The 19945-nt window shown below is 58.8% G+C and carries 19 protein-coding genes; 11 read left to right on the forward strand and 8 right to left on the reverse strand.

What is annotated here, in order from left to right:
• Positions 1-353 precede the first annotated feature (353 nt).
• On the forward strand, positions 354-1817 hold the full coding sequence (locus tag KW848_RS15545) for a glyceraldehyde-3-phosphate dehydrogenase (RefSeq protein WP_218537371.1): 1464 nt from the start codon (positions 354-356) through the stop codon (positions 1815-1817).
• A 171-nt stretch (positions 1818-1988) separates the two neighbouring features.
• Here KW848_RS15545 and KW848_RS15550 read toward each other — a convergent pair whose 3' ends face one another.
• A complete protein-coding gene (locus KW848_RS15550; RefSeq protein WP_218537372.1) occupies positions 1989-3290 on the reverse strand; it encodes an MFS transporter in 1302 nt (433 codons plus the stop codon).
• 258 nt (positions 3291-3548) lie between these two features.
• Between KW848_RS15550 and KW848_RS15555 the strand changes: the two genes are divergently transcribed.
• The gene (locus tag KW848_RS15555; protein WP_218537373.1) at positions 3549-4535 is read left to right on the forward strand and encodes an FAD:protein FMN transferase; all 987 of its coding nucleotides are present in this window, start codon (positions 3549-3551) and stop codon (positions 4533-4535) included.
• Between the two features lie 207 nt (positions 4536-4742).
• Positions 4743-6137 carry a Si-specific NAD(P)(+) transhydrogenase gene (gene sthA, locus KW848_RS15560; protein ID WP_074875140.1) on the forward strand — a complete coding sequence of 465 codons (1395 nt, stop codon included), beginning with the start codon at positions 4743-4745 and terminating at the stop codon, positions 6135-6137.
• Between the two features lie 42 nt (positions 6138-6179).
• Here the strand turns inward: sthA and KW848_RS15565 are convergent, their stop codons facing one another.
• Together KW848_RS15565 and KW848_RS15570 are read right to left on the reverse strand one after the other, a co-directional pair.
• Positions 6180-6902 carry a glycerophosphodiester phosphodiesterase family protein gene (locus KW848_RS15565; RefSeq protein ID WP_111450580.1) on the reverse strand — a complete coding sequence of 241 codons (723 nt, stop codon included), beginning with the start codon at positions 6900-6902 and terminating at the stop codon, positions 6180-6182.
• Between the two features lie 14 nt (positions 6903-6916).
• Positions 6917-7498: a PilZ domain-containing protein gene (locus KW848_RS15570; RefSeq protein WP_218537374.1), complete on the reverse strand. Its 582-nt coding sequence runs from the start codon at positions 7496-7498 to the stop codon at positions 6917-6919.
• Between the two features lie 94 nt (positions 7499-7592).
• On the opposite strand from KW848_RS15570, the gene KW848_RS15575 reads away from it, so the two are divergent.
• The 3 genes from KW848_RS15575 (at position 7593) to KW848_RS15585 (ending at position 10843) form a co-directional block, all read left to right on the forward strand.
• Positions 7593-8843: a lipoprotein-releasing ABC transporter permease subunit gene (locus KW848_RS15575; protein ID WP_218537375.1), complete on the forward strand. Its 1251-nt coding sequence runs from the start codon at positions 7593-7595 to the stop codon at positions 8841-8843.
• A gap of 7 nt (positions 8844-8850) precedes the next feature.
• Positions 8851-9534 carry a lipoprotein-releasing ABC transporter ATP-binding protein LolD gene (lolD, locus tag KW848_RS15580; protein ID WP_165934003.1) on the forward strand — a complete coding sequence of 228 codons (684 nt, stop codon included), beginning with the start codon at positions 8851-8853 and terminating at the stop codon, positions 9532-9534.
• 64 nt (positions 9535-9598) lie between these two features.
• Positions 9599-10843 (forward strand): lipoprotein-releasing ABC transporter permease subunit, encoded by a 1245-nt coding sequence (locus tag KW848_RS15585; RefSeq protein WP_111450576.1) that lies wholly within the window; start codon positions 9599-9601, stop codon positions 10841-10843.
• A gap of 123 nt (positions 10844-10966) precedes the next feature.
• Here KW848_RS15585 and KW848_RS15590 read toward each other — a convergent pair whose 3' ends face one another.
• Positions 10967-12316 carry a heavy metal sensor histidine kinase gene (locus KW848_RS15590; protein WP_218537376.1) on the reverse strand — a complete coding sequence of 450 codons (1350 nt, stop codon included), beginning with the start codon at positions 12314-12316 and terminating at the stop codon, positions 10967-10969.
• The gene (locus tag KW848_RS15595; RefSeq protein ID WP_218537377.1) at positions 12316-12996 is read right to left on the reverse strand and encodes a heavy metal response regulator transcription factor; all 681 of its coding nucleotides are present in this window, start codon (positions 12994-12996) and stop codon (positions 12316-12318) included. The genes KW848_RS15590 and KW848_RS15595 overlap by 1 nt, the downstream gene beginning before the upstream one ends.
• A 155-nt stretch (positions 12997-13151) precedes the next feature.
• On the opposite strand from KW848_RS15595, the gene KW848_RS15600 reads away from it, so the two are divergent.
• Both KW848_RS15600 and queF read left to right on the forward strand, forming a co-directional pair.
• A complete protein-coding gene (locus KW848_RS15600; RefSeq protein ID WP_218537378.1) occupies positions 13152-13682 on the forward strand; it encodes a plastocyanin/azurin family copper-binding protein in 531 nt (176 codons plus the stop codon).
• Between the two features lie 61 nt (positions 13683-13743).
• A complete protein-coding gene (queF, locus tag KW848_RS15605; protein WP_218537379.1) occupies positions 13744-14574 on the forward strand; it encodes an NADPH-dependent 7-cyano-7-deazaguanine reductase QueF in 831 nt (276 codons plus the stop codon).
• A 173-nt stretch (positions 14575-14747) separates the two neighbouring features.
• On the opposite strand, the gene KW848_RS15610 is transcribed toward queF, so the two are convergent.
• Positions 14748-15011, reverse strand: coding sequence for a DUF4404 family protein (locus KW848_RS15610; protein WP_008151367.1), 264 nt, complete (start codon positions 15009-15011; stop codon positions 14748-14750).
• A gap of 110 nt (positions 15012-15121) precedes the next feature.
• Entirely contained in the window at positions 15122-15742 is a 621-nt protein-coding gene (locus KW848_RS15615; protein WP_218537380.1) for an HAD family phosphatase, read from the reverse strand.
• A 202-nt stretch (positions 15743-15944) separates the two neighbouring features.
• Here KW848_RS15615 and KW848_RS15620 point away from each other — a divergent pair, with 202 nt between their 5' ends.
• The 3 genes from KW848_RS15620 to rssC all read left to right on the forward strand — a co-directional run bounded on the left by KW848_RS15620 (position 15945) and on the right by rssC (position 18652).
• On the forward strand, positions 15945-16634 hold the full coding sequence (locus KW848_RS15620; RefSeq protein ID WP_218537381.1) for a VacJ family lipoprotein: 690 nt from the start codon (positions 15945-15947) through the stop codon (positions 16632-16634).
• 354 nt (positions 16635-16988) lie between these two features.
• Complete coding sequence (gene rssB / locus KW848_RS15625; RefSeq protein ID WP_010456296.1) at positions 16989-18170, forward strand: two-component system response regulator RssB; 1182 nt, start codon at positions 16989-16991, stop codon at positions 18168-18170.
• Positions 18170-18652: an anti-sigma factor antagonist RssC gene (rssC, locus tag KW848_RS15630; RefSeq protein WP_007935262.1), complete on the forward strand. Its 483-nt coding sequence runs from the start codon at positions 18170-18172 to the stop codon at positions 18650-18652. Before rssB ends, rssC begins: the two co-directional genes overlap by 1 nt.
• A gap of 235 nt (positions 18653-18887) precedes the next feature.
• Here rssC and tal read toward each other — a convergent pair whose 3' ends face one another.
• Positions 18888-19814, reverse strand: a complete 927-nt coding sequence (tal, locus tag KW848_RS15635; protein WP_008151357.1) for a transaldolase — start codon at positions 19812-19814, stop codon at positions 18888-18890.
• Between the last annotated feature and the right edge of the window lie 131 nt (positions 19815-19945).

Here is a 19945-nt window from a genome sequence, read left to right on the forward strand (position 1 = left end):
AGCTCCAAGCGTTGCGACAAAGTCGGTAATTGTAGCGGTCCCGGGTGCCGCCTGTCAGTTGCAGATGTGTCTATTACACAGGTTGGGCGAAATGTAGTGGTAAAGACAAAATCGGCCCGTTTTTTAGTAAAAATGACTGAATATGTAGTGGCAAAACGGTCGAGTGTTACGGAGGGTTACAGACAAGACAGCGATGTCTCCGAAAAAATGACTGCTTTGCAGGCCCCGGTTTTATTGGGCTTGAGCCGTGCGTCATTTTTTTGAAGAGGATTTTGTTACTGGCCGCGCGACAAGCGCGCATTGCTACGGGAGGCACTCGGCGGCATAATGTAGCCCCTTTTTTCTGCCCCTACATGTGGAAGGTTCCCGTGACTCAGAAGCCCGACCAGTGTCTTGGTGAATGGATCGACCGTGAAGCACTCGCAGAAGCGATGATTCCGCTTATCGGTCAGCTCTACCGCAATAACAACGTGGTGAGCTCGATCTATGGCCGCAGCCTGATCAATCGTTCAGTCATTGCGATTCTCAAAGCCCACCGCTTTGCTCGTCATCGTCAATCCGATGACAGCGAATTGTCCGTCCACGAAACATTCCCGCTGCTCAAGGCAATGAGCGAACTCAAGCTCGGCGCTGCTTCGGTAGACCTGGGCAAGCTTGCAGTCAAGTTCAAGGCTGAAGGCAATGGCCGCACTGCCGAGCAGTTCGTCCGTGAAGAACTGGCTGACGTCGTTGGCCAGCAAAATGTTTCCGCGCGCAAAGGCACCGACGTTGTTCTGTACGGCTTCGGTCGTATCGGCCGTCTGCTGGCACGCATCCTGATCGAGAAAACCGGTGGCGGCGACGGCCTGCGTCTGCGCGCCATCGTTGTCCGCAAGGGCGCCGAGAACGATCTGGTCAAACGTGCCAGCCTGCTGCGTCGTGACTCGGTTCATGGTCCGTTCGATGGCACCATCACCATTGATGAAGCCAACAACACCATCACCGCCAACGGCAACCTGATCCAGGTTATCTACGCGAAAAACCCGACTGAAGTGGACTACACCCAGTACGGCATCAAAGACGCGCTGCTGGTGGATAACACCGGTGTATGGCGTGACGCCGACGGCCTGGGCCAGCACCTGGCTTGCCCGGGTATCGATCGCGTTGTTCTGACCGCGCCTGGCAAAGGCAAGCTGAAGAACATCGTTCACGGCATCAACCACGGTGAAATCACCGCTGATGACAAGATCATTTCCGCGGCTTCCTGCACCACCAACGCCATCGTGCCGGTGCTCAAAGCCGTCAACGACAAGTTCGGCATCATCAACGGTCACGTTGAAACGGTTCACTCGTACACCAACGACCAGAACCTGATCGACAACTTCCACAAAGGCGATCGCCGTGGCCGTAGCGCCGCGTTGAACATGGTGATCACCGAGACCGGTGCTGCCACCGCTGCTGCCAAGGCGCTGCCTGAGCTGGCCGGCAAGCTGACCGGTAACGCGATCCGCGTTCCGACGCCTAACGTGTCGATGGCCATTCTCAACCTGAACCTTGAGAAAGCCGCCACCCGTGAAGAGATGAACGAGTACCTGCGCTACATGGCGCTGCACTCCGATCTGCATAAGCAAATCGACTACGTCAATTCGCAGGAAGTGGTTTCCACCGACTTCGTTGGCTCGCGCCACGCAGGCGTAGTGGACGCTGAAGCAACCATCAGCCAAGACAACCGCGTTGTTCTGTACGTTTGGTACGACAACGAATTCGGTTACAGCTGCCAGGTGGTTCGCGTGATGGAAGACATGGCCGGTGTAAACCCGCCTGCATTCCCGCGCTAAGCATTAGCTGCACATGAAAACGCCCCGACTTTGGTCGGGGCGTTTTTGTTTGTGTGGTTTGTCAGTTACAGGTGTGTTGCCTGAATGGGCCTCTTCGCGAGCAAGCCCGCTCCCACATTGGTCCTGCGTACACAGATCCACTGTGGGAGCGGGCTTGCTCGCGAAGGCGATCTATCGAGCGCCGCCTACTACAGCCGCCTGCGCAGTACGCAATTCATGCTTGTTGCCCCGGAACAACACCAGCGTCGCAATCAGCCCCAACACCGCCGCGCCACTGAGCCAGATCCCCGGCGCAGCCTTGTTGTCCAGCACATGAATCAGGTACGTACACGCCGCCGGCGTAAACCCCCCGAATGTTGCAGTCGCCAGGCTGTAGGCCAAAGAGAATCCAGTCGTACGAACTTCCACCGGCATGATCTCGGTCAGCGCCACCACCATGGCGCCGTTATACGAGCCATACAGGAACGACAGCCACAATTCGACGATCAGCAAGTGGCTGAAGCTCGGGTTTGCTACCAGCCATGACAGGGCAGGGTAGGCGGTGAGGATCGCCAGAATCGTCGCCGCCAGCAGTAAGGGTTTGCGTCCGATCCTGTCGGAAACAGAACCCATGACCGGCAGCCAGAAGAAGTTCGACAGGCCAATGCACACCGTCACCAGCAATGCATCCAGATCCGACAGATGCAGTTCGGCTTTACCGAAGGTCGGGGTGTAGGCGGTGATCAGGTAGAACGACACCGTGGTCATCACCACCAACGCCATGCCGGCGATGACGATGCCAAAGTTCTGTCCAATCGAACGAACGATGTCCCGCAGGGTAGGGCGATGTTTGCGCGCCTGGAATTCCGGCGTTTCTTCCAGCGAACGACGAATCACGAAGATCACCGGCACGATCATGCAGCCGATCAGGAACGGCACGCGCCAGCCCCAATCACCCATTTGTTCGGGGCTGAGCCAGTGGTTCAAGCCAACACCCAGCAGGCCGGCGAATACCACCGCCGCTTGCTGACTGGCGGACTGCCAACTGACAAAGAAGCCTTTGCGGCCCGGGGTGGAAATCTCGGCGAGGTAGACCGACACACCGCCCAGTTCCACCCCGGCCGAGAACCCTTGCAGCAAACGACCGAACAGCACAATCAGCGGCGCCGCAACGCCCAAAGTGGCGTAACCCGGCACACAGGCAATCAGTACCGTGCCGGCCGCCATCATCGCGAGGGTGATGATCAGCCCTTTGCGTCGACCATGGCGGTCGATATAGGCGCCGAGGAAAATCGCCCCCAATGGACGCATCAGGAAGCCGGCCCCGAAGGTGGCCAGGGACAACATCAGGGAGGCGAAAGCGCTATCGGCAGGGAAGAAGGTCTTGGCAATGGCCGTGGCGTAAAAGCCGTAGACCATAAAGTCGAACATCTCGAGAAAGTTACCGCTGACAACGCGAAAAATCGCTTTGCCTTTGCTCGTGTTGGAGGACATGTGTAGGTACTCACGCTGGTAAATCTTGTTTGAAACGCTGCACCTGTGGGAGTGAGCCTGCTCGCGATGGCGTGGGGTCAATCGGCATTGATGTTGGCTGACACACCGCTATCGCGAGCAGGCTCGTTCCCACAGGTTTTGCGTTTGACTGACGGGCGCTGGCAGACCTCGCTCTCGAGCGCTCTGAAGCCCATAATGGCGGGCGCGGTTTTGAGGGGGGATGAAGATTTGTTAACTGGACGGTGGACTTGGATCGTGATGCTGGCCGGTGTTTTGTCCGGTTGTGGCAGCGGCGACAGCCTGGAGCGCTTCGAGGGCCCGACCATGGGCAGTCGTTATTCCATTCAATACGTAAGGCATTCCTCCACACCCGGGCCGAAAGCGGTGCAGACCGAAGTGGAAAATATCCTCGCTGAAGTGGATCGACTATTCTCGACCTATCGCAGCGACTCGGTTATCGAACGCTTCAACGCACTGCCGGCCGACCGCTGTCAGGTCATGCCTGGCCCGGTGCTCGAATTGATCCGTGTGGGCGAGCAACTGTCTTCGCAAAGCGAAGGCTCCTACGACCTGACCGTGGAACCGCTGCTCAATCTCTGGGGCTTTGGCCCGCAGGGCCGTAAGGAAAAAGTCCCGACTGCCGAAGCGCTCGCCGAAGTCAGGCAGCGTGTCGGTCACGCGCACCTGCGCATCGATGGCGATAAATTGTGCAAGGATGCCGCGGTCGAAGTCGACTTCAACAGCATCGCCGCCGGTTACGCAGTCGATACAATTGCCGCAAAACTCGAAGCAATGGGCATCCACAACTACCTCGCCGAAGCCACTGGCGAACTCAAGGCTGCCGGCAAAAAACTTGACGGCTCACCGTGGCGCATCGCCCTGGAAGAACCCCGCGACGACCAACAAGTGGCCGAGCGCATCATCGCCGTCGACGGCTACGGCGTTTCCACTTCTGGCGACTACCGCAACTATTTCGAGCAGGACGGTCGGCGTTATTCCCACACCTTCGATGCCCGCAGCGGGGCGCCGGTCCTACATGCCCTGGCGTCAGTCACGGTGATTCATCCTTCAGCGTTGATGGCCGATGGCTTATCGACGCTGTTGCTGATTCTGGGTCCCGAAAGGGGCTGGGACTATGCCGAAGCGCATGACATCGGTGCATTCTTTGTCATTCGTGCCGATACAGGATTCGTCACACGAACCACGCAGGCTTTTGAGCGCCTGAGTGGCGGAAAAACCGAGTGATCGCGGCGATTCAAGCAGCAAAGACTGGCGTTGTAGTGCAGGCAAAACTAGCCTACGACGCGACCAAGGGTTAATGTGCGCGGCGTTGACGCTTATATAGACTGTGTCCGGGTTCTGCACTGGCCCCAAATTGTTCCTTCACGCCGCAGATCGGCGTGATTTAGCCGCAGGTGCCGAGGGCGCCGCGGCCTGTTCTGAGGAGTATGCATGGCTGTCTACAACTACGACGTGGTGGTGCTGGGTTCCGGCCCGGCGGGAGAAGGCGCGGCAATGAACGCCGCCAAAGCAGGGCGCAAGGTGGCGATGGTCGATAGCCGTCGCCAGGTCGGCGGCAACTGCACCCACCTGGGCACCATCCCGTCCAAGGCACTGCGTCACTCGGTCCGGCAGATCATGCAGTTCAACACCAACCCGATGTTCCGGGCCATTGGTGAGCCGCGCTGGTTCTCGTTCCCGGACGTGTTGAAAAGCGCTGAAAAAGTCATCTCCAAACAAGTCGCATCGCGCACCGGCTACTACGCCCGTAACCGCGTCGACGTGTTCTTCGGCACCGGCAGCTTCGCTGACGAGCAAACCATTGAAGTGGTCTGCGCCAACGGCGTGGTCGAAAAACTGGTGGCCAAGCACATCATCATCGCCACCGGCTCGCGCCCTTATCGCCCGGCGGACATCGATTTCCACCACCCGCGTATCTACGATAGCGACACCATCCTCAGCCTCGGCCACACCCCGCGCAAACTCATCGTTTACGGCGCCGGCGTGATCGGTTGCGAGTACGCGTCGATCTTCAGCGGTCTGGGGGTGTTGGTTGAGCTGGTGGACAACCGCGGTCAGTTGCTGAGCTTCCTCGACTCGGAAATTTCCCAGGCCCTGAGCTATCACTTCAGCAACAACAACATCACGGTTCGCCACAACGAAGACTACGACCGCGTCGAAGGCGTGGACAACGGCGTGATCCTGCACCTCAAGTCCGGCAAGAAGATCAAGGCCGATGCCTTGCTCTGGTGCAACGGCCGTACCGGCAACACCGATCAGTTGGGCCTGGAAAACATCGGCGTGAAGGTCAACAGCCGTGGCCAGATCGAAGTGGACGAGGCCTACCGTACCTGCAAGCCGAACATCTACGGCGCCGGTGACGTGATTGGTTGGCCGAGCCTGGCCAGTGCTGCTCACGACCAGGGTCGTTCGGCCGCTGGCAGCATCGTTGACAACCAAAGCTGGCGCTTCGTCAACGACGTGCCGACCGGCATCTACACCATTCCGGAGATCAGCTCGATCGGCAAGAACGAGCAGGAGCTGACGCAGGCCAAGGTGCCGTATGAAGTGGGCAAGGCGTTCTTCAAGGGCATGGCGCGTGCGCAGATTGCCGGCGAACCGCAAGGCATGCTGAAGATCCTGTTCCACCGCGATACCCTGGAAGTGCTGGGCGTTCACTGCTTCGGTTATCAGGCGTCGGAGATCGTTCACATCGGTCAGGCGATCATGAACCAGCCGGGCGAACAGAACACGCTGAAGTACTTCGTCAACACGACGTTCAACTACCCGACCATGGCCGAAGCCTATCGGGTAGCGGCGTACGATGGCCTCAACCGGCTTTTTTGAGTGGCTCCGGCCGGTGGCCTGAGCCGGCCGGGGAGACCGATTTCAGCAATTCTCGAGCGTGGCGCTGGCCAAACCGGGAAAGTCTGTAATCAGGCTGTCAACGCCGAAGTCGGCGAGCCTGCGCATTAGTGCGGGCTCGTTGACTGTCCATACCGACACATGCAGCCCCTGGCGCTGCGCCTTCTGCAGGCGTTCCGGCGTACACAGGGTCCAGTTCAGCGCCAGAATCTCACAGCCATAGCTTTGCGCGACCTTCAACGGATCGAGCCAGGCGTACTCGGCCACCAATCCGCGGGACACGTCCGGCACGAAGTCCAGCGCGGCTTTCAATACTTCCCGCGAACTCGAGGTGATCGTCACCTTGTCGAGCAGGCCGAAACGCTGAGCCATTTCGCGAATCGCCAGCACGGTTGTCGCCGCGCGAGTGCGTGAAGCGCTTTTGACTTCCAGTTGCCAGTGCTCGAAGTCGCATTTCTCGAACAGTTCTTCCAGGGTTGGAATCGGGCACGGTTTGATCCAGCCTGGGCCCCCCTTGCGTGCATCGTAGGTCACCAGCTCGGCCGCCGTGTGCTCGACGACTTTGCCGCGACGGTCGGTGGTGCGCTTGAGTGTCGGGTCGTGGATGACCATCAGCTCGCCGTCCATGGACAGGTGCAGGTCCAGTTCGCAGCGGCGCACGCCGTGCTTGAGGCATTGCTGAAAACTGGTCAGCGTATTTTCCGGTGCTTCGCCCTTGGCGCCGCGATGGCCGTAGATGAGGGTCACGGTTCTTCCTTAAATTAAATGCCTGATTCGTTTTGTTCGCGGGCCAGACGTCGTTCCTGGGCCTGCTTCTGCAAAATGTAGCGGGCCAGCAATTGGCGCTGGGCATCGGTCGGGTACTCGAACTCGGTACCGACGTCGTAGCCGTCGCCTTTACGATCGCAATGGGTGACGCGAGCCCGCAACAAGAGTCCGAGGGCTTGCGGCATCAGCACCAGCTTCACCGACAGGTGCGCGCCCGTGGCAAGTGGCGTCGGATGCTGAAAGTCGATCCCGCCTTCGGAAATGATCACCGGCTGCGGCTCGCCGATCTGCCCGAGTACGGTGATTGCGATCACCTGGCTCAGCAAATCGATGCGTTTATTCTGGGATTTCAGGAATGCAGCGAGGTTGCGGTCGCGCTCACTGATCTGGCGCAACAGGTGCTGTGACTCGAATTCGCTCAGGTGCAGCTCGCTGAGCAAGTTGAACAGGGGGGAAGCATCCTGCAACACTTCCTGGCCTGCGGCTTCGGGAGTGGACAGGGGCCGAATTTCCAGTGCGATCGTGTCCTCGATACGGTAGTATTCGCGGCGATCTTCTTCATCTAATGTCGACATGGCGAACCCATGGTAGCGGCGGTGGTCTGAGTGTAAAGCTGGTTATCGACCCCCGCCACAAGGACGTTCCTTTTCCCTCCGAACAAGCCCCGACATGTTCAGACCTCTCTTCGTATTTATTGGCACGCGTTATACCCGTGCAAAGCGTCGCAATCATTTTGTGTCGTTCATTTCCCTGACCTCGATGATCGGACTCGCCCTCGGCGTGGTCGTGATGATCGTGGTGCTGTCGGTCATGAACGGCTTCGATCATGAGATGCGCACCCGCGTGCTGGGCATGGTGCCCCACGCGACCATCGAGTCCGGTGAACCGATCAGCGACTGGCAAAGCCTGGCTGCCAAGGTCAAACAGAACCCGCAGGTGACGGCCGTTGCGCCGTTTACCCAGATGCAGGGGTTGCTGACCAACAACGGCAAGGTGTCCAAAGTCCTGCTCAATGCCATCGACCCTGCGCTGGAACGGCAGGTCTCGATCATTGATAACTTCATGCAGCAGGGCAAACTCGATGACCTGGCGCCGGGCAGTTTCGGCATCGTCATTGGTGACAAGGCCGCGGCCAAGTTGGGTGCGGCGATCGGCGACAAGCTGACGTTCGTGGCGCCGGAAGTCACCGTGACCCCGGCCGGGATGTTCCCGCGCATGAAACGCTTTACCTTGGTCGGCATCTTCCATGTCGGCGCCGGTGAGCTGGACGGCTACCTGGGCATCACCAATCTGCAGGATCTGGCCAAGCTGCATCGCTGGAAACCGGATCAGGTCCAGGGCATCCGCCTGAAATTCGACGACCTGTTCCAGGCGCCACGCGTCGCATGGACCATCGCCCAGCAACTCGGCGAAGACCATTTCTATGCCCGCGACTGGACCCGCACCCACGGCAATCTGTATCAGGCGATCCGCATGGAAAAAGCCATGATCGGTTTGCTGTTGCTGCTGATCGTCGCTGTTGCCGCGTTCAATATCATTTCCACGCTGGTGATGGTGGTGAACGACAAGAAGGGCGACATCGCGATTCTGCGCACCCTGGGCGCCACGCCAGGTTCGATCATGGCGATCTTCATGGTGCAGGGCACCGTCATTGGTGTGGTCGGGACGCTGATCGGCGCCATGGTCGGGATCTTCGCCGCGCTGAACGTCAGCGCCGCGATCTCGGCCCTGGAAGGGCTGATCGGGCACAAATTCCTCAACGCTGACGTGTACTTCATCGATTACCTGCCGTCGCAAGTGCAGAGCCAGGATGTGTTGATGGTCTGCGCCGCCGCGTTGGTCCTGAGTTTCCTCGCCACCCTGTATCCAGCCTGGCGTGCCGCGCGCACCCAGCCTGCGGAGGCGCTACGTTATGAGTGAGTTGGGCATGAGTGATAAAGCAATCTTGAGCTGCCGCAACCTGGGCAAATCCTACGAGGAAGGTCCGGAGTCGGTAGAGGTTCTGGCTGGTCTGCAACTGGAGTTGCATCCGGGCGAACGCGTGGCGATTGTCGGGACCTCGGGCTCGGGCAAAAGTACCTTGCTCAACTTGCTGGGCGGCCTCGATACACCGACCAAGGGCAGCGTCTGGCTGGCCGGTGAAGAGCTGTCGGCGCTGAACGAAAAGGCTCGCGGTTTGCTGCGCAATCGGTCGCTGGGTTTCGTTTACCAGTTCCACCACTTGCTGCCTGAGTTCACCGCGCTGGAAAACGTCTGCATGCCGCTGCTGATCGGCAAGACGGCTATCCCGCAAGCGCGTCAGCGTGCGACTGCATTGCTGGAACGGGTAGGGCTGGGCCATCGCCTGGAACACAAACCGGCCGAATTGTCCGGTGGCGAGCGTCAGCGTGTGGCCATCGCCCGCGCCCTGGTGAACAACCCAGGCCTGGTGATGCTCGACGAGCCGACCGGCAACCTCGATTCCCACACCGCCCAGGGCATTCAGGATTTGATGCTGGAACTCAGCACCTCGATGCGCACGGCGTTCCTGGTGGTGACTCACGACATGAACCTGGCTCGCCAGATGGATCGCGTCCTGCATTTGCAGGAAGGTTACCTGACGCCCATCTGATTGACCGAAACCCGACGTACTGAACAGTACGTTGGGTCTTTTATTTTTATACGGTGCCCAGCGAATGTTCAGACCGTTATCGATCTTTATCGGCGCGCGCTATACCCGCGCCAAGCGCCGCAATCGCTTTGTTTCCTTCATCTCGATGACCTCGATGATCGGCCTCGCCCTGGGCGTGCTGGCGATGATCGTGGTGTTGTCGGTGATGAACGGCTTCCAGCGCGAAATGAGCTCGCGCATCCTCGGCATGGTGCCTCACGCGACTATCGTTGGCGTCAATCCGATCGACGATTGGCAGCCCGTCGCGGCGGCGGCCATGAAGAATCCTGAAGTGACGGCCGCTGTGCCGTTCACCGAGATGGAAGGCATGCTGTCCTACAAGGGGACGATGCAGCCGATCCAGGTCAGCGGTGTTGATCCGGCGCTCGAAGGCAAGGTGTCGATCGTCGCCCAGCACATTGTTCAGGGGCGTCTCGATGCCTTGAAGCCGGGTGAGTTCGGTGTGGTGATCGGTGAGATCACGGCGCGCCGTTTCCGATTGAACGTCGGCGACAAGATCACCCTGATCGTGCCGGAAGTCAGCACCGCACCGGGCGGCATCACCCCGCGCATGCAGCGGTTGAACGTGGTCGGCGTGTTCAAGGTCGGCGCCGAACTGGACGGTTCCATGGCGCTGATCCACGTGGCCGATGCCGCGCAGATGCAGCACTGGGCGCCGAATCAGGTACAGAGCGTGCGCCTGGCGGTGAAGGATTTGTACGCGGCGCCGAAGGTTTCCAGCGATATTGCTGGCGGCCTGGGCACCGCTTACAAGGCTGATGACTGGACTCACACACAGGGCAGTCTGTTCAGTGCGATGAAGATGGAAAAAACCATGATCGGTTTGCTGTTGCTGATGATCGTCGCCGTGGCGGCGTTCAACATCATCGCAACCCTGATCATGGTGGTGAACGACAAAGGTGCGGACATCGCGATCCTGCGGACCATCGGCGCCACGCCGCGGCAGATCATGGCGATCTTCATGGTGCAGGGCACCGTGATCGGGGTTGTCGGTACGTTGATTGGTGGCGTGCTTGGCGTGATTGCGGCGCTGAACGTCAGTGAACTGGTGGGTTGGATGGAGCGGGTCAGCGGGCAGCACATCTTCACTTCAGACGTGTACTTCGTCAGTAACCTGCCTTCCGAACTGCAGGGGGCGGATGTGCTGTTGATCTGCTCCGCCGGGTTCATCTTGAGCTTCCTCGCCACCGTTTACCCGGCATGGCGTGCGGCGAAAGTCGAACCGGCTACTGCGTTGCGGTATTCGTAAGCCTGTAGATCGCTATCGCGAGCAAGCCCGCTCCCACAGGGTTTCGAGTCGTTCACACCATTGTGATTCAACTCGGTCACTGTGGGAGCGGGCTTGCCCGCGAAGGGGCCAGACCTGCTGGCCTCAATCCCCCTTGGGCAACTCAATCACAAACCGTGTCCACCCGTTATCCGATTCGCAATGAATCTGCCCACCATGGGCGCGGATGATTGACTGAGTGATCGCCAGCCCCAATCCCGCATGTTCACTACTGCCTTCCTGGCGCGCCGGATCAGCCCGGTAGAAGCGATCAAACAATCGCGGCAGCAACGCCCCGTCAATTCCGTCGCCGCTGTTCTCGACCGTCAGGCTCAATCCCTTGGGCTGATCAACAATCCGCACCCGAACCTCGCCTTCGACCGGCGTAAACCGCAACGCGTTATCCAGCAAATTGGAGAGCGCCCGCCGCAACATGCTGCGATCGCCCTCCATGCGCGCACTGCCTTCACGACTCAACCTGACCTGTGCGTCCTCCGCCAACGGTGCAAAAAACTCCAGCAATAAATCCGCTTCTTCCGCCAGCTCCAGCGGTTCGCGCTTGGGCATCAACAACCCGTGGTCGGCCTTGGCGAGGTACAACATGTCGTTGACCAGTTGCGCCATCCATTGCAGTTCTTCGAGATTGCTGTGCAGTGCTTCGCGGTAATCCTCGATGGGACGTGGGCGGGTGAGGGTGACCTGGGTGTGGGTCAACAGGTTCGACAACGGCGTGCGCAATTCATGGGCGATGTCGGCCGAGAAGGCCGATAGCCGCTGAAAAGAGTCGTCGAGGCGTCCGAGCATGGCGTTGAAGTTGTGGGCCATTTCCGCGAGTTCTGGCGGCATGTTCTTTTCGGGCAAGCGCGCATTGAGCGATTGCGCTGAAACGCCGCAGGCAACCGCACTCATGCGTCGTAACGGCCGCAACCCACTGCGCGCTGCCCAGGCACCGAGCAGGGCAGTGGCCAGTGCCGACAAACCGACTGTCAACCAGATCAGGTGCTGCATGCGTTGCAGAAAGTGCTGGTGATGGGTGATGTCCAGCAGCAAGGTCAACTGCGGCGAATCGGGTTTGTCGAGGTACAACGGAGCGTTGAGGACGCGGTAGTCGGTACCTTCGCTGCTCACCGTGGATAAACCCGCCTGGGTAGGTAATTCCTGGGGCAGGCGCGTCGAACTGTCATACCAGCGCTTGCCGTCGCTGCCGGTGATCCGCAGCGACAGATCAGCCTGTCGGCTCAATTCATCAGCCAGTTTGACTTCGCTTTCACTCGACTGAATGTCATGAAGTGCCCGACGCAACCCAATCAACTTGCCGTCCAGCAACTGTTGATCGAGCTCAACGAAATGCGCTTCACTGGCCCGACTGAACAACACCCCGGCAAACAGCGACACCACGGCGGTGCACGCCGCAAACAGCAGCGCCAGGCGACTGCTTAACGAAAGCCGACGCATCAGGCGGGGCGCTCTTCAAGGACGTAACCCATGCCACGCACGGTGTGAATCAACTTGTTGGGGAATTCATCGTCGATCTTCAGGCGCAAACGACGGATCGCCACTTCGATGACGTTGGTGTCACTGTCGAAGTTCATGTCCCAGACCTGGGACGCGATCAACGACTTGGGCAGGACTTCGCCTTGCCTGCGCAGGAGCATTTCCAGCAGGGCGAACTCCTTGGCCGTCAGGTCGATGCGCTGACCGCTGCGTTCGACCCGACGGCGGATCAGGTCAAGGCGCAAGTCCGCCAGTTGCAGGCTGGTTTCCTGGGGGGTGGCGTTACCACGGCGCAACAGGCTGCGAACCCGGGCCAGCAGCTCGGAGAAGGCGAACGGTTTGACCAGGTAGTCGTCGGCGCCCAGTTCGAGGCCGTGGACCCTGTCCTCCACCGCGTCGCGCGCTGTCAGAAAGAGTACCGGCGTGTCGAGGCCCGCACCGCGCACCGCTTGCAGAATCTGCCAGCCATCGCGACCGGGCAGCATCACATCGAGAATCAACAGCGCGTAATCGCCGGACAGCGCCAGTTGCTGGCCGGCGCTGCCGTCCGCCACCAGTTCAGTATTGAAACCGGCCTCGGTCAGGCCTTGGCGCAAGTAGTGGCCAGTTTTCGGTTGGTCTTCGACGATCAGCAGTTTCATGGGCGACTCGAGGTAAATGGAACGGACGCTTTATACCGTGGGCGGCGTTAATACTGGCCAACCTGACAAAGTTGTAATCTGGCTGTCAGGTTGCGGGCAGTCGCAGCAGTTTAGAGTTTTCCACAGGCTGAACCTTATCTTGTTGGAGTACGACTATGTTTTTGCGCAAATCACTGGTGCGTGTCGCGTGTTTGCTGGCGCTGAGCTCGCCGGCATGGGCTGCCCCGGCGCATACCTACGACTTCGGCCAACCGGCCCCGGCGGCCAAGGCGACTCGCAACGTTGAATTCGTCATGGGCGACATGTCGTTCACACCCAAGGCGATTGATATCAAGGCCGGTGAGACGGTTCGTTTTGTATTGGTGAATAAAGGTCAGTTGTTGCATGAATTCAACCTCGGTGACGCGGCAATGCACGCCAAGCATCAGCAGGAAATGATGAAGATGCAGCAGAGCGGCATGCTCATGCCTACAGGCATGAAGGAAATGGACCACGGCACCATGGCCGGTATGGCCGGTATGGAGCATGGAATGAAACACGACGACCCCAACAGTGTGCTCGTCGAGCCGGGCAAAACTGCTGAGTTGACCTGGACCTTCACCAAGGCCACCAACCTGGAATTTGCCTGTAACATCCCCGGTCATTACCAGGCCGGCATGGTCGGCAAGGTGACTGTCAGTCAGTAAGCACTCAAAGGCGGGAGCAAAGGCTGGTAGAATCCGCTGATTCTTCAGTCAGGTTTCCGCCATGCATCCCGCAGCCGAACACTCGCCGCTGGGCAAATCCAGCGAATACATCGCCACCTACACGCCGTCCTTGCTGTTCCCGATCCCGCGCACCGCGAAATGGGCCGAGCTGGGTCTGACGGCTGAAACCCTGCCGTACAAGGGCGTGGATTTCTGGAACTGCTTCGAACTGTCGTGGCTGTTGCCATCCGGCAAGCCAGTGGTGGCGATTGGCGAATTCAGTATCCCGGCGGATTCGCCGAATATCATCGAATCGAAGTCGTTCAAGCTGTACCTCAACTCCCTGAACCAGACACCGTTTGCCGACACCGCGAGCCTTGAAGCGACATTGGCCAGAGACTTGTCGGCCGCTGCCGGTAAACCGGTCGGCGTGCGGATTCGCAGCCTGAAGGACGTCGAAGCCGAAGGCGTCGTGGCGTTGCCGGGCGTGTGCATTGATGATCTGGACATCAGCGTCAGCAACTATGAGCATCCGCGCCCGGAACTGCTGCGTTGCGATGAATCGCTCATCGTGGAGGAGAGCGTGCACAGCCATTTGCTCAAATCCAATTGCCCGGTTACGAGTCAGCCGGACTGGGGTAGCGTGGCGGTGCAATACCGTGGCGCGGCGCTGGATCACGCGAGTTTGCTGGAATACATCGTGAGCTTTCGGCAGCACTCGGACTTTCATGAACAGTGCGTGGAGCGGATCTTTCTCGACCTGCAACGGTTGTTGAAACCGGAGAAATTGACAGTGTATGCACGGTATGTGCGCCGCGGAGGGTTGGACATCAACCCGTATCGCAGCACTGAAACCATTCAACTGCCAAACCACCGCCTGGTCCGCCAATAAATAACCCCTGTGGGAGCGGGCTTGCTCGCGATGAGTCCAGCACATTCAACATTGATGTTGACTGACACTCAGCCATCGCGAGCAGGCTCGCTCCCACAGGGTATTGCATTGCAAGTCCCGGATATGAAAAAGCCCCGCTATCACTAGCGGGGCTTTTTTTGTATTCGGCGGGTTCAGATCCCCATGTTGGCCAGGGCCTGCACGATGTTGCGCAAGGTGCCAGCAAGGGTCGGGTGTTCGATTTCGAAGCGTTCAACAGCCAGGTTCACATTGTCGGCGAGGCTGGAGTCCTGGGTTTTGGTTTCGAGTTCCAGTTCCAGTTCGATCTGTTGCATCAGCGCGTGCAGGTCTTCGCGCTCGGCTTCGGTCAGCGGTGGATTCTGTTCCAATTGCTCGCGCAGAGTATTGAGTTGTTGTTGCAGTTCGCGGGCAGGCATGGCGTTCTTCCTTTTATCGATAGGCACTGGCATAGACCGCGGCAGCACGCCAAAGGTCTATGGCTTGACCTTTAGATTAATCCACTCGCGCGCAACCTGCATGATCTCGATCAGGGCTTTTCGCCCTTGAGCCGGCGCAGACTGATGTCGGCCAGGCAGGTGTCGAGTTCACCGAGGTGATCGATCACCGAATGCACTCCCAGGCCGAACAGTTGCATCGTTGCCTTGCCGCGTTTGAATTCCCGCTCCTGCTGAGTCAGCGCCTGCCACTCGTTGGGCGCCAGGCCGCAAAGTGAGCCGCAGGACGCCAGCCCAATCGTCCACAATCCCGCATTGAGCCCCGCTTGCAGCAATCGTGGTTCGCCGCTGACCAGCACGCAACCCTCCAGCCGTTCGACATTCAACGTCATCAGGGCTTGCCAACAGGCATGCGGTGCCGGCCATGGATTATTTGTTTCAGGGTGTTGCGAGGGTTTGATCCATGAAGGCAAGGCAGCAGCCAGTGAATGGCTGAGGGCAGGGGGGAGTTCATCGAGCCAGGCACAGGGAATCTGCTGATGTTGCAAGCTGTGCAGGCTATCCAGCGCGCCGGGCGTAGCCTCAGCGTGTATGGCAGAGGGGATGCCCTGTGCGCGTGTGCGGGCACCGAAATCCACCAGGCAACCACTGAGGCCGAACAGGACGGCGGTCAGGCTGGGCGCAATGTGGGGCAAGGTTTCGGCGTGCGGCATATCAACGTCCCTGAAATAGCCTCAAGGCTAGGGCGCGACAGTGACAGTTGAGTGACACGGATGTGAATCGCTCACAATCATCGCGAATGATCCGCAGGCTACCTTGTGCGCGGTGCTGCCTAAAGCGGCTTTTCCGTCTTATACTAGCCCGCTTAACGCTTGGGCCAAGCGCCCGCGCCAGTACAATCCAAGGAGTTTTTCTATGCGCTGGAGCAATCATCTAGCTCAGTTTTGTGTGTTTACCAGCGTATTGCTGGTTCCGTTCGTTGCACAGGCAGCCTCGGAAGACGACCCTTGGGAAAGCATCAACCGCCCGATCTACAAGTTCAACGATGTGCTCGACACCTATGCGCTGAAGCCTTTGGCCCAGGGTTATCAGTTCGTGACGCCGCAGTTCCTTGAAGACGGCATCCACAATATGTTCCGCAACGTCGGTGACGTCACCAACCTTGCCAACGATATCTTGCAGGCCAAACCGGCCGCCGCTGGCGTCGACACCGCACGCTTGATCTTCAACACCACCTTCGGCCTGCTGGGCTTCTTCGATGTGGGCACCAAGATGGGCCTGCAACGCAATGACGAAGATTTCGGCCAGACCCTCGGCTACTGGGGCGTAGGCAGCGGTCCTTACGTGATGTTGCCGTTGTTGGGTCCAAGCACGCTGCGTGACGCGCCGTCCAAGTATGTCGATGGCTACACCGGCCCGTACCCGTACATCAACGACATTCCCGTGCGTAACTCGATCTACGGCCTGAACATCATCGACACCCGCGCCAGCCTGCTGTCGAGCGAGAAGCTGATCACCGGCGACAAGTACACCTTCATCCGCAATGCGTACTTGCAGAACCGCGAATTCAAGGTCAAAGACGGTCAGGTCGAAGACGATTTTTGATCTCGACCGGTAAAACGAAGAAGGCGGCCCAGTGGGCCGCCTTCTTTCGTTTGGCTTTCCTGACCGGTTTGGCTCGTGGGTTTTTAACCTTCCATTACGTTACGGTTTTGCCGGTTCTTATAACTCCCGGTGATTTGAAATGGAAAGACGTCAAGCGACCATCGGCGTGAGCTTGAAACGCCCCGCGGATGGGAGTACCGTCTGCGCCTTAGAAGGGCACCTCTGGTGTACCTGTGTGTAGGGCAAATGCTCGAAAACAGTGCAGTAGAGAGGCTAGAAAGCGAATCCAGTAGTGTGAGCCGGGACAAAGCCCCTGCCTGCTACGCCAACCTAATTCTGGCGCCGTTTGCCCACATGCCAAAAACCAGTGCCACGCTGCTGATAATCGATGATGACGAAGTAGTGCGCGCGAGCCTCGCCGCCTATTTGGAAGACAGTGGTTTCAGCGTCTTGCAGGCCAGCAATGGCCAGCAGGGTCTTCAGGTATTCGAGCAAGACAAGCCCGACTTGGTCATCTGCGATCTGCGCATGCCACAGATGGGCGGACTCGAACTCATTCGCCAGGTCACCGAGCTGTCACCACAAACCCCGGTGATTGTGGTTTCGGGCGCCGGCGTGATGAACGACGCGGTCGAGGCCCTGCGCCTGGGCGCTGCGGATTACCTGATCAAGCCTCTCGAAGATCTGGCTGTGCTCGAGCACTCTGTGCGCCGGGCCCTGGATCGTGCGCGCCTGTTGCTGGAAAACCAGCGCTACCGCGAGAAGCTGGAAAAGGCCAACCGCGAGCTCGCCGCCAGCCTGAACCTGCTCCAGGAAGACCAGAACGCCGGTCGCCAGGTGCAGATGAACATGCTGCCGGTCAGCCCCTGGACCATCGACGAGTTCCAGTTTGCTCACCAGATCATCCCGTCGCTGTACCTGTCGGGTGATTTCGTCGACTACTTTCGGGTCGACGAGCGTCGGGTAGCCTTCTACCTGGCGGACGTTTCCGGTCATGGCGCCTCTTCAGCCTTCGTTACCGTGCTGCTGAAGTTCATGACCACGCGCTTGCTGTTCGAATCCAAGCGCAGCGGCACATTGCCGGAATTCAAGCCTTCAGAGGTCCTTGGTCATATCAACCGAGGCCTGATCAGTTGTAAGCTGGGTAAACACGTCACAATGGTCGGTGGAGTCATCGACGAGGAGACAGGTTTGTTGACCTATAGCATCGGTGGTCATTTGCCGTTGCCTGTGTTGTACACGCCAGACAGTGTTCGTTATCTGGAAGGGCGTGGTCTGCCGGTGGGCCTCTTCAATGAAGCCACCTACGAAGATCACGTACTGGAGCTGCCGCCGACGTTTAGCCTGACGCTGATGTCCGATGGCATTCTGGACCTTTTGCCAGAACCTACACTCAAAGAAAAAGAAGCGGCTTTGCCCCAGCGGGTCAAGGCAGCGGGCGGCAGCCTGGATGGTCTGCGGCAGGTTTTTGGATTGGCCACGCTAGGGGAGATGCCGGATGATATCGCCCTGTTGGTGTTGAGCAGGAATCTTTAATGAGTACCGGTAGAATCCAGTTCGCCGAGCAGGATGGCACCTTCGTCCTGAAGTTCGTCGGTGAAGTTCGCCTGACCCTGTGTTCGGCGTTGGATGCGACTATTGAGCGGATCTTCACGGCGTTGAACTTCAACGCAATCGTGATCGACCTGACCGAAACCCGCAGCATCGACAGCACCACGTTGGGCCTGCTGGCCAAGCTGTCGATCCTGTCGCGGCAAAAGGTCGGCTTGCTGCCGACCGTCGTCACCACCCACGAAGACATCACCCGTCTGCTGCAGTCCATGGGCTTCGAGCAAGTGTTCAACATCGTTGACCGCCCGATCCCGTGCCCTGAGTGCCTGACCGACCTGCCAGACCAGGATCAGTCCGAAGAAGTGGTGCGGATCAAAGTGCTCGAAGCGCACAAGATCCTCATGGGTCTGAACGACTCTAATCGTGAAGCGTTCCATGATCTGGTGAATGCGCTGGAACGTCATTGATTGCTTGAAGTGATGTGGGTCCGAAGACCCCATCGCGAGCAGGTTCGCTCCCACATTAGTCTTGCGTCGAACACACCATCCCGGCTCCCCAAAAAATCTCCTGTGGGAGCGAGCCTGCTCGCGAAGGCGCCATAACAATCACCACATCTTTCAGCGCGAAGCCACTACCCAAATTCAACGCAAAAAAAGGGCGAACCCACCAAGGTTCGCCCTTTTTGCATCAAGCTAAATCAAATCACAGCTTGGCTTGCAGCAACGCCTCAAGCTTTTCCTGGTCGCGAGCGAACTGACGAATACCCTCAGCCAGTTTCTCGGTCGCCATCGCGTCCTCGTTGGACAACCAACGGAACTGCGCTTCATTCAAGCTCAAACGCGCTTCACCAGCGTGACCCGGCGCCAATTTGCGCTCCAGCTTGCCAGTGTCCGCCGCCAGCTTATCAATCAGATCCGGGCTGATGGTCAGACGGTCGCAACCGGCCAGTTGCTCGATCTGATTCAGGTTCCGGAAGCTCGCACCCATGACCACAGTCTTGTAGTCATTGGCCTTGTAGTAGTTGTAGATGCGCGTCACCGACTGCACGCCCGGATCATCCGCGCCGGTGTAGTCGTTGCCGTTGGCCTTCTTGTACCAGTCGTAGATGCGACCTACAAACGGCGAAATCAGGAAAACCCCTGCATCAGCACACGCCGCAGCCTGAGCGAACGAAAACAGCAGCGTCAGGTTGGTCTGAATGCCTTCTTTTTCCAGAATTTCGGCAGCGCGGATGCCTTCCCAGGTGGAAGCGATCTTGATCAGCACGCGGTCACGGCCAATGCCGGCCTTGTCGTACAGGTCGATCAGACGGTGCGCACGCTTCAATACGGCGTCAGTGTCGAACGACAGGCGCGCATCCACTTCGGTGGAAATACGGCCAGGAATCACTTTCAGAATTTCTTGCCCTACCGCAACGCCAAAACGGTCGCTGGCCAGGCCCACATCGCCCTTGCAGTCGCTGACGCAAGCGTTCAGCAACTCGGCATAACCGGGAATGGCCGCCGCTTTGAGCAGCAGGGAAGGGTTGGTGGTAGCGTCCACGGGTTTAACGCGAGCGATAGCTTCGAAGTCGCCGGTGTCGGCAACCACGGTGGTCATTTGTTTGAGTTGTTCCAGCTTGGAAGTCATGGGCGTGCTCTGTCCTATGGGTCTAATGACATTACCCGAGCGCTGACAGCCACTCAAGGGTGCATGTACGTATCGAAGGCCCCAGCGGCAACAACCTGAAAACGGCTGTTTGAATGGCGGGGCGCGGTATC

The organism is Pseudomonas sp. PDM25, assembly GCF_019219045.1.
Lineage (GTDB): Bacteria > Pseudomonadota > Gammaproteobacteria > Pseudomonadales > Pseudomonadaceae > Aquipseudomonas.